Annotated in this window: 10 protein-coding genes; 1 reads left to right on the top strand and 9 read right to left on the bottom strand. The window is 39.8% G+C overall.

Features of this window, described 5'->3' with window-relative positions:
* Positions 1 to 32 precede the first annotated feature (32 nt).
* From EO125_RS02110 to EO125_RS02090, 5 genes are all read right to left on the bottom strand, one after another.
* Positions 33 to 1301 (bottom strand): O-acetylhomoserine aminocarboxypropyltransferase/cysteine synthase family protein, encoded by a 1269-nt coding sequence (locus EO125_RS02110; RefSeq protein WP_127147446.1) that lies wholly within the window; start codon positions 1299 to 1301, stop codon positions 33 to 35.
* 46 nt (positions 1302 to 1347) lie between these two features.
* Positions 1348 to 2307 carry a homoserine O-succinyltransferase gene (gene metA / locus EO125_RS02105; RefSeq protein ID WP_127147445.1) on the bottom strand — a complete coding sequence of 320 codons (960 nt, stop codon included), beginning with the start codon at positions 2305 to 2307 and terminating at the stop codon, positions 1348 to 1350.
* Positions 2308 to 2862: 555 nt separating this feature from the next.
* Complete coding sequence (locus tag EO125_RS02100) at positions 2863 to 3666, bottom strand: Rpn family recombination-promoting nuclease/putative transposase (protein WP_127147444.1); 804 nt, start codon at positions 3664 to 3666, stop codon at positions 2863 to 2865.
* Between the two features lie 1257 nt (positions 3667 to 4923).
* Positions 4924 to 8178, bottom strand: a complete 3255-nt coding sequence (locus EO125_RS02095) for a DEAD/DEAH box helicase family protein (protein WP_127147443.1) — start codon at positions 8176 to 8178, stop codon at positions 4924 to 4926.
* Positions 8178 to 10082 carry an Eco57I restriction-modification methylase domain-containing protein gene (locus EO125_RS02090; protein WP_127147442.1) on the bottom strand — a complete coding sequence of 635 codons (1905 nt, stop codon included), beginning with the start codon at positions 10080 to 10082 and terminating at the stop codon, positions 8178 to 8180. The genes EO125_RS02095 and EO125_RS02090 overlap by 1 nt, the downstream gene beginning before the upstream one ends.
* Before the next feature lie 2332 nt (positions 10083 to 12414).
* Here EO125_RS02090 and EO125_RS02085 point away from each other — a divergent pair.
* Entirely contained in the window at positions 12415 to 13044 is a 630-nt protein-coding gene (locus EO125_RS02085) for an RNA polymerase sigma factor (RefSeq protein WP_127147441.1), read from the top strand.
* 317 nt (positions 13045 to 13361) lie between these two features.
* On the opposite strand, the gene EO125_RS02080 is transcribed toward EO125_RS02085, so the two are convergent.
* From EO125_RS02080 to EO125_RS02065, 4 genes are all read right to left on the bottom strand, one after another.
* The gene (locus tag EO125_RS02080) at positions 13362 to 13565 is read right to left on the bottom strand and encodes a hypothetical protein (protein ID WP_127147440.1); all 204 of its coding nucleotides are present in this window, start codon (positions 13563 to 13565) and stop codon (positions 13362 to 13364) included.
* 14 nt (positions 13566 to 13579) lie between these two features.
* Positions 13580 to 13813: a DUF2922 family protein gene (locus EO125_RS02075; protein ID WP_127147439.1), complete on the bottom strand. Its 234-nt coding sequence runs from the start codon at positions 13811 to 13813 to the stop codon at positions 13580 to 13582.
* A gap of 601 nt (positions 13814 to 14414) precedes the next feature.
* Positions 14415 to 15227, bottom strand: coding sequence for a class I SAM-dependent methyltransferase (locus tag EO125_RS02070; RefSeq protein ID WP_127147438.1), 813 nt, complete (start codon positions 15225 to 15227; stop codon positions 14415 to 14417).
* A 471-nt stretch (positions 15228 to 15698) separates the two neighbouring features.
* The coding region (locus EO125_RS02065) for a hypothetical protein (RefSeq protein WP_164726418.1) at positions 15699 to 15780 on the bottom strand (82 nt) is incomplete at its 5' end.

Below are 15780 nucleotides of genomic sequence, written 5' to 3'. Positions count from 1 at the left end.
CCCTTATTATAGTATTATATAGTGACTATATCTTACAGTTTGTCCAATGCTTGTGCTAAGTCAGCAATGATATCCTCAACGTTTTCGATACCGATGGATACACGCAACTGTTCTGGTTTTACACCTGCTGTCAATTGTTCCTCAGGGCTCAATTGGGCATGTGTTGTACTTGCTGGATGGATAACCAAGGATTTCGCATCCGCCACGTTCGCAAGGTTAGAGAAGATTTCAAGAGCGTCAACGAATTTGATACCTTCCTCTTTGCCACCTTTCACACCGAATGTGAATACTGCACCAACCCCATTCGGGAAGTATTTATCAGCCAACGCTTTGTATGGGCTGTTTGGTAATTCAGGATAATTTACATAAGCAATTTTTGGATGGTTTACCAAGAAATCTACTACTTTACGAGTGTTTTCTACATGGCGTTCCACACGCAAGGACAATGTTTCAATACCTTGAATAATCAACCATGCTGCTAGTGGAGTAATGGCTGCCCCAGTGTCACGCAATAATTGAGCACGTACTTTCACAGTGAAAGGAATTGGAAGATCGCCATATACTAAACCATTATAATGTACATCACCTTCTACGAATCCAGGATAACGACCGCTTGCTTTGTAGTCGAACTTACCACTTTCCACGATCACACCAGCGATAGTTGTACCATGACCGCCTAAGTATTTAGTTGCGGAGTGAACCACTACGTCTGCACCGTGTTCAAATGGACGGAACAAGTATGGAGTACCGAATGTATTGTCCACGATTACAATGATACCGTGTGCATGAGCAATCTCAGCGATAGCTTCCAAGTCCACAAGGTTTGCCCCTGGGTTACCAATAGATTCTACATACACAGCTTTTGTGTTGTCGTCGATAGCTGCTTTGAATTCTTCTAAATTATCTGGGTTCACGAATTTTGTAGTAATACCGAAGCGTGGCAATGTGGCACTGAATAAGTTGTAAGTACCACCGTACAATGTGGATGCTGCTACAATGTTATCGCCAGCAGATGCTACGTTTTGGATAGCATACGTAATCGCTGCAGAACCAGAGGCTACGGCGATAGCACCTGCGCCACCTTCTAAAGCAGCTACACGACCTTCTAATACGTCTTGTGTAGGATTACCTAAACGAGTGTAGATAGGACCTGCATCAGTTAAGGCAAAACGACCTGCTGCTTGTTCTGCATCTTTAAATACATAGGAAGTTGTTTGATAAATTGGCACCGCACGGGAACCTGTTGCGTCCACTGTATGACCTGCATGTAATTGTAATGTTTCAAATTTGTAATTGCTCATGTTACTTTCCTCACTATTCTTAAATCTTTACTAAGTTTAACTAGGATTAAATCACCCAGTCTAGTATATATGTTTCTTCAATCGGTCTCGATTGTAATTCACTGACCTCGTATGGTGTTTCTTGGTACACATAATAATTTAACCAGTTTGTATAGAGTATAGTCGATGCGGATCGCCATCGAATGATAGGATCCTTCGTCGGGTCATCTCCAGGGAAATAATTTTCTGGAATCTCAATATCTAACCCTAACTTTCTATCCCGATCATACTCTTGATATAAAGTATCTCTATCATATTCAGGATGTCCAAAGACAAACACATGTTTATTATCATAGGACCTAACGATACCAACACCAGTCTTATCCGCGCGGACTAGCACTTCCAACTGAGGGTGAGCGTTGATTTCCCTTTCACTCACCGTCGTATGCCGTGAATGAGGCATATAGAAGAGTTCATCTAGACCACGCATAAGCATGGGTTTCGTGTTCTGCACTTCTTGTTCATATACACCGAACAACTTGCTAGGCAATTCTTCCTTGTGGATACCGAAGTGCTTATAAATCCCTGCTTGGGCTCCCCAACAAATGTAGAGGGTCGAACACACATGGGATTTGCTCCATTCCATAATCTCTGAAAGCTCATCCCAATAATCCACTTCCTCAAATGGCATTTGCTCCACAGGGGCACCGGTAATAATCAAACCATCAAAGTATTGATCCTTGATTTCCTCGAAAGTCCTATAAAACGTTTCCAAGTATTCTTGGCTCGTGTTACTCGCTGTATAGGACGTCATATACAGAAAAGTAACCTTTGTTTGTAACGGTGTATTGCTCAATGCCCGCAACAGTTGAATCTCCGTCGCTTCCTTCCGAGGCATCAAGTTAACCACCACCAAATGTAGGGGGCGAATATCTTGTGATTCAGCCCGTTCAGAATCCATGACAAATATATTCTCTTCTGAAAGCTTCCCTATAGCAGGTAGCCCTTTCACCACTCGTATAGGCACACAATCCACCTCACTTTCCCGTAAAACCTATCGAATAACGATGAATTAAGTATACTAAGATGTCCATCATATGTCAACAATATACGTACATTTATCCTTATACAGGATACATATTATTATATATAGTCACTACCTATAACAAAATAGCAAGTCTACAAATTTGCAAATATTCCTCCGTGGATACTAGCTCTTTATCACCATCACTAGAGTCACAATGATATATCCCCCAGAAAAGTACGATGTACCCCGCCCCACCCCTGAGGAACGCAGTTAGACGTAGCAGCCTTCGTGGCGGTCGCTTACTGACTACTCTACTCGCACAAACAGAAAAGCCCGTAACATACCCCTGAGCAAGCATAACCACTGTATAGCTTGTGAAGGGGTGTGTTACGGGCTTATTTTGCCAGTATTACGGTATGCGACCGTAGCAGGCTGCATAGCGTTACAAGAGACGATACATTATGAAATACCGTTTGAGAGGGGGTATACCGTGCTCTTCCCTTTGCTATATTCAGTTACGACCGCCACAGGCTGCATAGCGGAACAAGTGACGTTTTATAAGAGCGCATGCTCTTTTCCGATTTTAATCACTTGCTCTACAGACATATTGGTAATACGAGCAATCATCTCTACTGATAATTTTTCATGTAGCATACCAATAATCGCATCAATCTTTCCTTTAGTTTCACCTAGAACCATGCCTTCACGCCAATACTTCTTCCGATCCATTTCTAATTTCATATACTCACCTCTCCATTCTTTACTCTGCTTTACAACTTTTACTACCTCGTCCATCTGTTGTACCAAACTATCTGTTGGTGGTTTTCCATCTACATAGTCTAAAAAGTTCTGCAACAGTTCTGATACATCATTCATTTGTCCCTTTGTACTTAAAAATATAGTTGTTGTGCCATCTCCTAATTCTTCTCCCTGTTCTTCTCTACATGTTTTTATATAGGTATACTTGTGTCGCTTTCCAGAAAATATAGGAAACGTGCAAATAAAGATAACATAACAATCATTCAAGGTTACATAGTCGTCGCCCTTTTCCATACAATAGTGATCAATTCCAGCATGATAGAATCTCGTCCGCTTTATCATCTCTGACATATTCTTGTATGTTTGCATTTCAATGTTATATACCGTCCCCTTATCATCACTGACATACACATCCAAACGGATTCCCTTACCATCAAGACTTGAGTCCATCGTCTTTTCCGTTTCAATGTAGGCAATATCCCGAATCGGAACCTCTAACAACCGTTCCAACAATCCTTTACAGATAGATTTCTCACGCATAACTTTTTCAAAGATGAAATTATCCTGAATACTCAGGTCATCAAACTCTTTGAATTGCATAGATGCACCTCGTTCTTTAGTTTAACTAAATTATACCACATACATGCTGCAGTACGGTAGCACACCATGTACCACCTATCTACACAATTCTTTAAAAATACTATAAACCCTCTAACATTTCCTACCAATATAATTATAGAAATAATTATTCAAGTCTTATTATAATACACATCCCCCTGAGGAACGCAGTTAGGCGTAGCAGCCTTTGTGGCGGTCGCTTACTACCTAAATCACACAACCACAAAAAGAGCGTGGCATATCCCGAAGCAAATCTCAGTGTAACGTAAATTTGCGGAGGGATGTGCCACTCTCTTCAATTCCCAAAGGAACGCAGTTAGGCGTAGTAGCCTTTGCGACGGTCTTTACTGACTAAATCAAACAAACACCAGAAGAGCACGGTGTGCCCCCGAACAAACATTATGAAATACCGTTTGAGAGGGGGTATACCGAGCTCTTCAATTTCCTGAGGAACGCAGTTAGGCGTAGTAGCCTTTGTGGCGGTCTTTACTGCCTAAATCACACAAACACAAGAAGAGCGTGGCATATCCCGAAGCAAATCTCAGTGTAACGTAAATTTGCGGAGGGATGTGCCACGCTCTTCCCTTTATCCTATTCAGTTACGACCGCCACAGACTGCATAGCGGAACAAGTGACGATTCACAGGCTTCATAGACTAATAAGTAGTATTTTTACTGAAAGTATGCTACAATATAATTGTAAATAAGAAGAGCCACAAACGTGTCCAAGGCGTTAGGCTCATCTCAAATCTAGTAAAAATGATGATGCCTAACGTGTATAAGTGCTCGTAACACTTATCTTTTACGTTAGGCTTTATCATTTCTAATTAAAGAAACGATAAATATCTATAATAAATTTCAAAAATTTTACTACTAAAAGTAATTTTTTCCAAAATTTCATAGAAACCACCCCCTCCCATAGTAGGAAGAGATGAGCCCAACAACACGTTGATGGCTCTTCAATTTTATTATAGCACAAATCACACATAACGTTAATGATAATTACTAAAAACCCTAAGGAACGCAGTTAGGCGTAGCAGCCTTTGTGGCGGTCTTTACTACCTAAATCACACAAACACAAGAAGAGCGTGGCATATCCCGAAGCAAATCTCAGTGTAACGTAAATTTGCGGAGGGATGTGCCACGCTCTTCCCTTTATCCTATTCAGTTACGACCGCCACAGACTGCATAGCGTTACAAGAGACGACCCACAGGCTGCATAGCGTTACAAGAAACGTCACTACCCGAAGTGGGCATCCACTAATTCTTGCATGGTTCCTTCTTTCGCATACGGAATTGTATCCACCTGTACAAAGTGATCTCGACAAACACTTTCACCAATAGGTCCAAAGATAAAATTCATAGCAATTTTATAAATAATCGTAGATGGGGCAAATCCATATACTTGATGTTCCAGAATATGTGCTAAACGGTCTTCATCATTGGGAAACTCAGCTTTCATCGCAGGATTATTATATAAACGTTTCACAATTTCAGCGATGTACAACCCAGATTTCATATACAAATCAATAAATGTTTTAGAAGAATCTTCAAATATATGAGGGTTCTCTGTTTCTAATGCATCTACCATTTGTTTCACTATTTTTTTCGGTGTAAAAATCTGATTCGTTTGTTGTGGTGGAATGTAGTCAAAAATATCTTCTGAGCTATCTTCAAAGTAATTCGCTAATTCCACCCTTTTTCGTAAGAACTCTTGAATAGACTCATTAAATGTTGACGAATCAAATAACTGTCCAGCGAACCCTTCGCCACCATCTCGCAAGTACCTAAACTGTTCCAATGTAATTCCCGTTACCTCCAAGAATACATTTTCATCTACATAGGTATCAAAGTTCTCTAAGGTAAGATTCATATCCCCATACGCCATCAAGAAACTTGGTATTGTTCTCGCAAATCCACGCAAATGACCACGAATTTTTTCTTCGTCACCATTCACCCGTTTTTGTAATACCTCTTCCTCTTGTTGACGAATTAATTGTTTTGGCAAGTTTTCTAACGTGTCCTTCAATTTGTCAGCCAATTTCGCTTGATGTTCTTCTTCTACGGCACGAATTGCTTCCTCACGCTTCACAATCAGTTCTTCTTTTTCCGCTTCACTAGTTGCTTCGTTCATCTTATCGGTAAATTCCCGCTGTGTATGAGCAATCGCTATCTCTTGATTAGCATTATTCTTACGAACCGTATCTTCTATGGCACTTTTTACCTCTTTTTCAAGGCGTTGTGAGCTTCTATTTTTCAGACCGTAGGTATCTTTCATTTCCTCAACGATAGGCGTAATATAAGGATCAGTAACCTGTCTAATAATCTCGTCCGCTGTTGGTTTCGTTTCCTGATGACGTACCGTACTTTCAATGTGCTCAATAGAGGTGCGTAATCTATCTCCAAACAGTTCACCCTGACGATTGACTACAATTCCCTCTGGCACCACTGGACGATTATCCTCATCCAATTCCACATCTTCAATGGCAAGTTCTTCGCCCATCGTAATTCTACCTTGGTCAGCCACTGGCAGTTCTTCCAAAATATCCAAAACAGCTTGCGTTGCTCGGAATACATTCGCCATGTTATCAAACAAGAAATTCGACATAAATCCACGTTTCACAACCTCTTGTGCCTTAATTTGTCGAGGTATGGTCAACACTTGAGTAGCATCGATTTCCACCATGCGACCATCTGTATCCTCTGCAATGACAGGGAAAAAGTTCAATAACTCCCCAATATTTTCTTTTCTATCCGAACTCGTTCCAGCCCCATTAGCAGTAGTAGACCGTAAATCATTGGCAAATTGGTCATACACTATGAGAGTTCGTTCTGGTGCAAAATCAAATACGTAGGCACGCTCTTTACGATAATGCACACCTTTTTCTATCCAAGCATAAGGATTTTGTGCTCGAAATGCCGCTTGCATATATAAGGCAGGCGACTTCATATTGCACAGCATCATGACACCCGTCCACTCTGGTACCGTCACGCCTGTGGTGAGCTGACCTACTGAAAGTGTGATAGTCCGTTCATGATCCTTAATCGCTGTTCGTACCGCTTCCAAAGAACGAAGATTTTCATTTCCCTCATCGGACGTATAGGCATTACCAGAACCAGCCGCCAATACAATACCATAATTTTCAAAGGTAGGATGTTCTTCCAGTAATCGTTTCAATGCTTTTGCGGAGTCTACTCGATCTAAGAGCCAGAATGTATGCTTTAGTTCATTTCGCAGCTCTTTTGTCGAAAACGGATATTTCTCATTCCGTGTCAATGTATCTAACCAAGCTTTTACCGCATCAACATGGATAAATTCTCCGCTCTCTTTCGTGGCGAAAAATTCATTTAAATCAAAGGCAAAGTCATAGGTTTCCCCATCAATGTGTACTCCTTCTCGTACCACATCTGTAATCATATGTGACATTTGATAGGTAAACATGTTGAGTTCTGGCAAGGATTCATAGGGGTTTTCACTTTCACTATGAGGGTCCCACTCTTGTTTCGCCCGTTGTTCATCCGCATAGGACCAATGGTAAATTTGTTCCTCTCCAAAACGACCTGACCCGATGGATTTAAAAGGAGTACCCGATAAATGAAGTGTCCATCTACTTTGAATCTTCTTAAATGCAAAATCTGTTTTCCAAGTATCAACACCTTCATGGGCCTCATCAATAATCACAAGATCCCACATTAACTTAGCTACCCAATCTAATTTATTATGTTGCCCACCAAAATCGATAGACCCTTTCAAATCTTGTAAGCTAATAAACGCAATTTGCCCTACCTCTTCACAATCCCTCGCATAGTCCATAAACTCATCACGACTCATAGCTGGGCGATGTTTTAAGGATTCTGTACTACTTACGAATTTATACTTTGTATTCCCTGCTATAAATTTGTGAAAGTCATCATACCAAGAATTAGCTACCGCTGGACGATTGGTGAGGACCAATACATTCATCACGTCTAAGCGCTTCACTAAATCGTAGGCCGCTAAGGTTTTACCAAATCGTGGTTTCGCATTCCAAAGGAACTCCCCTTTGTCATGGGATAAAAAATACTCCAAGGTCTTACTAACAGCTCGGTCTTGCTCCATCCGCAACACATACTCACACTGTTGACCCGGTTGGTACCCCGACACATCATGACGCGTAAACTTATGAAAAAGGTCCTCTGCAGCTTCAGGATGCCCATTAAAATAAAACCATTCCGTTCTCGGCTTACGCTCCACTTCATGATATGTTAAAAACTGGTGAAAGTCATAGTCTTTAAAGTTAATCCCTTTATTGGGTTCCTCCGTATATTCTGCGTCATGATGCCACAAAATAGCTGCATCGACACCAGACGTATGGACCTGTTCATTCACACGAACCTGCACCTCTCGCTCCGTATAGCCAATCTTAATCCAACCTTCATGACTTGGCACAGCCGGTAACGTATAGGCATAAATCTTTGGTTCCACTTGTTTTTTCGTTTGTATGGTCGTTCTCATCAGTCCATAGCCCTCACTTTCGATTCAATAAACTCTATCTCCTCTTGTGAAAGCCCATATTTGCGATACAACTGACGGTCGATATCTTCAATCGACCGTGACCAGTCGATATCAGAATCGACCGTAAAATCTTGGAGGGGGACGAAACGCCAAGTATTTCTTTTATTATCTTGAGTGATTTTAAGGATTCCTAACAAAGTTCTAGCGAACTTTGTTTTGATGTATTTCATACATGAATTTACAGCATCAGCGGTTTCAAAATTCCCAACAGATAGAAAAGTTTGTGTGTGCCCGATTAGGGGTTCCCCGATTAGGGGTGTGGATAACACTTCCCCTATAGCACCTGTACCATTTGCTTTAGGTAAAATCACCTTATAGTTCTCTAAATTTTCTGGTCCATTAATATAGTCTCTTCTAACCCATTTATAAGCCCTAGCATTATTTTCGCGTCCTATAATCTGAATATAATCTTCTCGCATATCTCCATTTGATAGTTCAGATTTAAATACCTCCGGCAGTTTATCAAATATATTCGTTGTTACATCATATTTATGACCTTTACTTAATTTCATTTCTGCATCTGGATAATCACTATGTAGCTTATCTGTTAATTTATAACTTTCAGGAGCATATATTAAATCGCTAAATGTTTCAAATCCATCAAATTCATATACCTTATGATATATACTATTTAATTCAGGAAAAGCGGTAAACGTACCAATTTCCCCAAACTCTTTCTCTTTATCTGTATAGGTAATTGCCACTCCACCTTTAATATCTGTATTAGGAAACACCTTTGATGAGTCTTGTTCATAGTACAACACTTTAAAATGAGGATCGTTCAATTTTTTGCGGTTCCATTCCTTCGGAGTTTTTCCCGCATTAAATAGAAATCGAGCCGGAGTAATTAAACACACTCTATCCGATACCTCTTCAGCTCCATCCATCATATAATTATAGATAGGCTTGTCACTTGTACCTTCTGTTTGCTCCTGATACGGCGGATTCCCTATAACAACATCAAACTTCATCTGTCCCTCTCCTTTGCTAATACTCTCTATGGTGACTAATTCCTTATGCTTCCAATCTTTCACAACGGTCAACATATCCCCTTGAGGCGCAGGGGTACTATCTGTTTCTGTATCAAACAAATTCATTTGCATTTCTTTCACAGATTGATCCGAATATGGCGTCCGTTTCGTCAATCCATTCATTTGAAAGATATTATACACGATGATAGTAGCGATGGCTTTCACCGTTTTAATCGTTGGCAATATACCAAATGTCTGTTCATAATGTTCACAGAAGGATAGCAATAAATTTTCTCGTGCTAATAGCAAGGAATCCCCTTGCAGTTCATACCCATAGGTACTTTCATAAGCTAATTTTGCTAGCTTGATAAATTCCTTTTCCGAAGTCACCTCTTGGCTAATTCGTTGTAGTTTTCTATCTAAACATCCTACTCGTTTTAGCACTGGAATACTATCGCCCGTCACAGAGTCGTAGCGAGTCACGATATACGGTGCTTCCCCACAGGCAAGCTCTAACCAGCGAAGACCAACCCACTCTTTCAAGGGCATATCGTTCCATTCCTCTAACACCGCTGACACCTGTTTTTCCACTAACCACGGTGGCGTAAACACCTCACCACTAGACCGTGTTCGTTGCTCTTGCTTACGAGCATGCTTTGCCACCCTTGGTTGTACAATCGCTTGATGTTTACCCACCAAGAGATTCCTTCGTATTGGTTGATCACTACAAAAGGACTTTCCCATCCCCTCATAGGATGGAGATGCCCAAACAATATTCCGTTGTGTCGTCTTATCTTTTAACAGAGTCCTTAAAAGACTATCTATATCTTGAGCCGTTTGATCAATCCCAAGCTGTGTAGTTACTATCTGCATCGCATTCCCTTTACCGTAGTGCATGTAATATATTTGTATTACCAGTAGTTACCAGAACTGAACATGTATCTGTGATTGTATATAACACTGTCATATATAGCACTATACAAATATCTAGATTTTTATTGTATCGAGCGTTCATTTTCATTACATAATTAAGCAAAAACATCTGCTTTTTTATTTTAATCAATGTCCAATTTCGTTATACAATTAAGTAAAGATATCTTTCTATCATTATCTTTATTATAGCACACTAAACGAAGTATACTGATTTCACAAGAAAGATAATCATGGATACTGTAGCCAAAATTTACAGCATCCCCATCACAGTAAAAGCACTAATATTTCTTCGCAAACTGTGCTAGGCTATGAGTAGATCTATAGTAGTATTTTTTCTTAACATATGCTACAATATAAACGTAAACAAGAAGAGCCATCAACGTGTCAGTGGCGTTAGGCTCATCTCTAAAGATTCTAGAAATGGATAAGCCTAACGTGTTAAGGTGTACAAGACCTTATCCGTTGGGCTTTTTCATTGGTTATTTAAACAACTCAATGAGCTGTACTATTAATTTAAGAAGTAAAATCAATACATTGATTTTTCTAAACTTTTTCATAGTACCACCTCCTCCCAAAGTAGGAAGAGATAAGCCCAACAACACGTTGATGACTCTTAACTTCATTATAGCAAAAAACTAGACAAACCGCAGAAGTAAATTGAAACTAGTTCTTATATTCTGATCATATTTTATCCATATATTAAGAGAAGTAAAATCCAACCCAAAGATTCCATATAAGTATCGTGCACCTACAATACACCCACCTGAGGAACGCCGTTAGGCGTAGTAGCCTTGTGGCGGTCGCTTAATAACTACACGCACAAACACAAGAAGAGCACGGTACGCCCCCGAACAAACAACATCCCGCTGAGGAACGCAGTGAAGCGTAGCAGCCTTTGTGGCGATCTTACTGACTAAATCAAACAAACGCAAGAAGAGCGTGGCATATCCCGAAGCAAATCTCAGTGTAACGTAAATTTGCGGAGGGATGTGCCACGCTCTTCCCTTTGCTATATTCAGTTAGGACCGCCACAGACTGCATAGACTAACAAGTGACGATTCACTGGCTACACAAACTAAAAAGTAGTATTTTTTCTTAACATATGCTACAATATAGACGTAAACAAGAAGAGCCATCAACGTGTCAGTGGCGTTAGGCTCATCTCAAATATTACGAAATATGATGATGCCTAACGTGTATAAGTGCTACGAACACTTATTTTTTACGTTAGGCTTTATCATTTCTAGTTAAAGAAACGACAAATATCTATAATTAATTTCAAAAATTTTACTACTAAAAGTAACTTTTTCCAAAACTTCATAGAAACCACCTCCTCCCAAAGTAGGAAGAGATGAGCCCAACAACACGTTGATGACTCTTAATTTCATTATAGCACAAAACTAGACAAACCATAGAAGTTAATTGAAACTATTTCTTATATTTTGATCATATTCTAATCAGATTCTAGCCATATATTAAGAGAAGTAAAATCCAACCCAAAGATTCCTTATAAGTATGGTACACCTACAACAATCCCCCCCACCGAGGAACGCAGTTAGGCGTAACAGCCTTTGTGGCGGTCTTACTGACTAAATCACACAAACACAAGAAGAGCGTGGCATATCCCGAAGCAAATCTCAGTGTAACGTAAATTTGCGGAGGGATGTGCCACGCTCTTCAATTCCCTAGGAACGCAGTTAGGCGTAGCAGCCTTCGTGGCGGTCGCTTACTGACTACCCGCACAAACACAAAAGCCCGTAACATACCCCTCAATCCCGCTGAGGAACGCATTTAGGCGTAGCAGCCTTTGTGGCGCTCGCTTACTGACTACCCGTACAAACACAAAAGCCCGTAACATACCCCTGAGCAAGCATAACCACTGTATAGCTTGTGAAGGGGTGTGTTACGGGCTTATTTTGCCAGTATTAGGATATTCGACCGCCACAGGCTGCATAGCATCACAAGTGAGTAACCTTTAATTATATCGACTTTTATAATCCGCTTATATACCATTAGAAATAACTAGCATATGCATTATATTTTTCAAATTCTATATGCCAATTTGATATTTATGAGCAATTTTGATTATTTTATTGATGACTTTTCTCATTTCTTGTTTTATAATTCTAATCAACAGTACAAGCGCTTGCACCATAATCTATTTCCCATTCTAATTAACAAGAGCTAGGAGGTGTTTGCCAAAACTAATGAACTGGATGACACATCAACTAGTATTATAGTGATAAGTTCTTTCCTAAAAGGAGGAGATACTATGGCAACATCGTATATTACCAAATGTCTTCAAGCGGCACGCCCCGATTTCGGAGAAGATTCTTATACCGATGAAGAGCTAGTCGCCTTAGCCCAAGCAGGTCATACATCTGCTACTGTCATTTTATGTCATCGCTATGTACCACTTATCACACGGTACTCTCATGTACGTCAACTCCGCAGCCTAGAACATGATTTAGAGGCTACATTATGGGAAACATTCTTAACAGCTATCCAAACCTATGATTTGAACGGCAAAGTCCCATTTGCAGGTTTTGTAAAATCTCGTATCCATTACAGGGAAATGAACCTTTTCCGCAGTAGCCTTCAACAATGGAATCACGAGTCTTTGCTACACGAAGATAATGATGATACAAATCCTATCATCCACATTCCCTCAGAGGATGATACAGAAGAGACCGCCCTCGCCAACCTACAAATAGTAGCGTTGAAAGAGGCACTTTCACGTATCAATACAAGCCACGCAAAATTACTAGAACAAATTTTATTTCAAGGTAAATCCATTAGTGATATGGCTGAATCATATGGAATGAGCCGCCAAGGCATGCACAAAAAGTATAAAAAGGCTATTGCTTTAGTACAACAAAAATTAGAATATTCTAACTATTAATTGATGGTAGGGCTTATCACAAAACCTGAATCTCTCCAAGAGGGATTCAGGTTTTACCGTTTCTTTTATATAATGTTAGCTCAACAAATTCCCTACTTTCAGGTATATAGACATAACAATAGCCACCTTGCTACTACTTAGCAAGATGGCTACGGTAATCCTTGGCACTAAGTTCCTATATACTAATGTTTACATATACCTCTAGGGTATGCGTGGCACCTCTGTCTAAAGGTTCTATCCTACCTTATCGTTTCAACCACTTATACACCCATAAGGCAATTCTAATAATTTTAACTACTTTTTCAAGCTTGTCCATACTAGGCGGCCAAAGTGATCGCGTTATTACGAACAACTCCCACCAATGGGTATGCATATAATTTACCTAATGCATCACCTACGGCTTTGATGTCTTCATTAGACGCTGCTTCGTTCACATAGGCAAAGTTTGCTACTTTCACATTGTGCGCACCTTCACCTTTTTTAAATTGTAATTGTAATTTAGTCACCATTGCTGTTGTCATACTGTACTCCCTCCTTATGCTACCACTGTAGATTCTGTGGTTACTAATGTACCACGTTGAAAGCTAGTCAAGCGTTGATCTTTGCGACCACGAAGCACATCTTTTTCCACCATAAGCTGACCTACTGCATCAATTTCAGATTTGGTCACACCTTCTTTTGGGAATCCTACTACGATGCTCACTTCTTCCTTAGATGTGTCCGTAAAGACTAAATGTAATTCTTTTTTCATGACTGTACTCATTTCCATATTGTTCTCCTTTCTTAGTACCAAGTCCTTACACTTAGATACATTCAAAAAAAGAGACCTTGTCAACCAAATACAAACATTTTTATCATTCTCTTCTCCGCCACTGAAGTCTGCGTCATAGGCAAGCTACCTTCTCCTTATGTTTATGATATAGCTGTATGCTATAACAATTTCCATATTATCCGTATTTTACTTAGTCCTATCGTATTGCTATACTATATTTGTCGATGTGATACTCGACAGGAACTATGAAATCTCATACGTTCCAGCCTTTCAAACTACTTACATATGTGATAACGGTGACTTCCCATACACACCAATAGTTATCACAAAAAGCCACCTACTCGGCCCCATACGAGTCAGGTGGCTTTTACCTTATATGTAACTTTTATTATAAAGCCTGTAAAGACAGAGTTATATGCCCAAGTGTTTACAGGCTTGTATTGTTATATAGACGGTGTATGCTTATGTATCCTGCAATACTGATACAGCTAGCATGTACTGATACACTATGTTTACACTAATAAAGTACGTATACCCCTATAGGTTATGTGCATACTATTATCCGCCAATACAGTCTGTATCTTACACATGCAGAAGATTAGACTTGCCACGAAATCCACGCAATGGTATCCGTTGTGTGGTTTTCTAATTTACCATCTATAGCTTTCGCAGATAAGAACTCACGAATTTCTTCTTTGATTATCTCCAAGTCACCGCCCACTTTACGATGCACGCGCAAGCAGAAATAATCCACTGCCTCATCAACAGTCAAGGTTTCCACTTCTTCCACCGTTTTGTAGGTAATGTTGACATTCTTTCCAATTTCGTTGACTGTACCCAAGCAATCTTGCAACATGGATTCCCATGGGCTACCACTTACACCGTATCGTTCGGAGTAAATGGCATCTAAATATTCATCTTTCCGATCGGCGAACATGATACATAAACAATGCTTGCGACTCGCCCGATGTAATACTTGTAAATTAGCTGTATCCGACATAATCGGACAGAAAATGCTGTACACCAAGTCGAATTGTTTATCCCACCCTAGTGCTTGTCGTGCCTCTTCGGACCATGGTCCCAACCATAAATCTAGTGAAAGTCCTTCTTGTTCGCTAATGACCTTGCCCCCTTCTAACATGCCAGTAGAAAGATCCACACCCGTTACTTTCACCCCATTACGAGCAAGTCCCATCGCATAGTCACCAGTACCACAGCCTACATCAAGAGCTGTTTCTCCTTCTGCTGGATGGATACCTAGTTCTTGTAATCGTCCTACAAAACCCACCACTTGTGCCACCCGATCCTCGCGCTTGTGCATATTGACGAAGAACTTAGACGTTTGATTCCAAGATTGTTGTTCCTCTTGCCAGCCTTCCATAGAAACAGGCATCGTTGTGATTGTACTCATGAAAACCTCCTTATCATTTTATATTTCAAGGAATAGATATCATTTACACTCCTATTACTAATAGTTGTAATCGTAATATTAGCACTATTCTTACTACTATCATTATATACGATATGTCTTACATTATATATGATAAAAATTATCAATTTATATATTTTGATTATACTATACAATACGCACTTATACTATGCCTATGACAACAAAATTTATGCACCCATACATCATAAATTCTTATAATCATCTAAGATTCTATACATCTATCATATCATGTTTAACAACAAACTCCATTATGAAAGATATAGGATTGTAAGTACAAATACCTATATATTCATAGGGATACCTATGTTGGAAGACTAATTACAAAGAGTATAGAAATTTTTTACCAACTCATTTTGTCCTATAACCCTAATTAGAACACGAAAAGCGACCTTGCGGTCGCTTTTCGTATTTAGAATCTACGATTCTGTTAGATTATGCTTCGATAGCTGTAACAACACCAGCGCCTACTGTATGGCCACCTTCGCGGATCGCGAAACGTAAACCTTCTTCAATA

Source organism: Veillonella sp. VA139, assembly GCF_003992005.1.
In the GTDB taxonomy this organism is placed as follows: Bacteria; Bacillota; Negativicutes; order Veillonellales; family Veillonellaceae; genus F0422.
The sequence above is the reverse complement of the archived record's forward strand: the minus strand, read 5'-3'. Positions and strand labels throughout refer to the sequence as shown.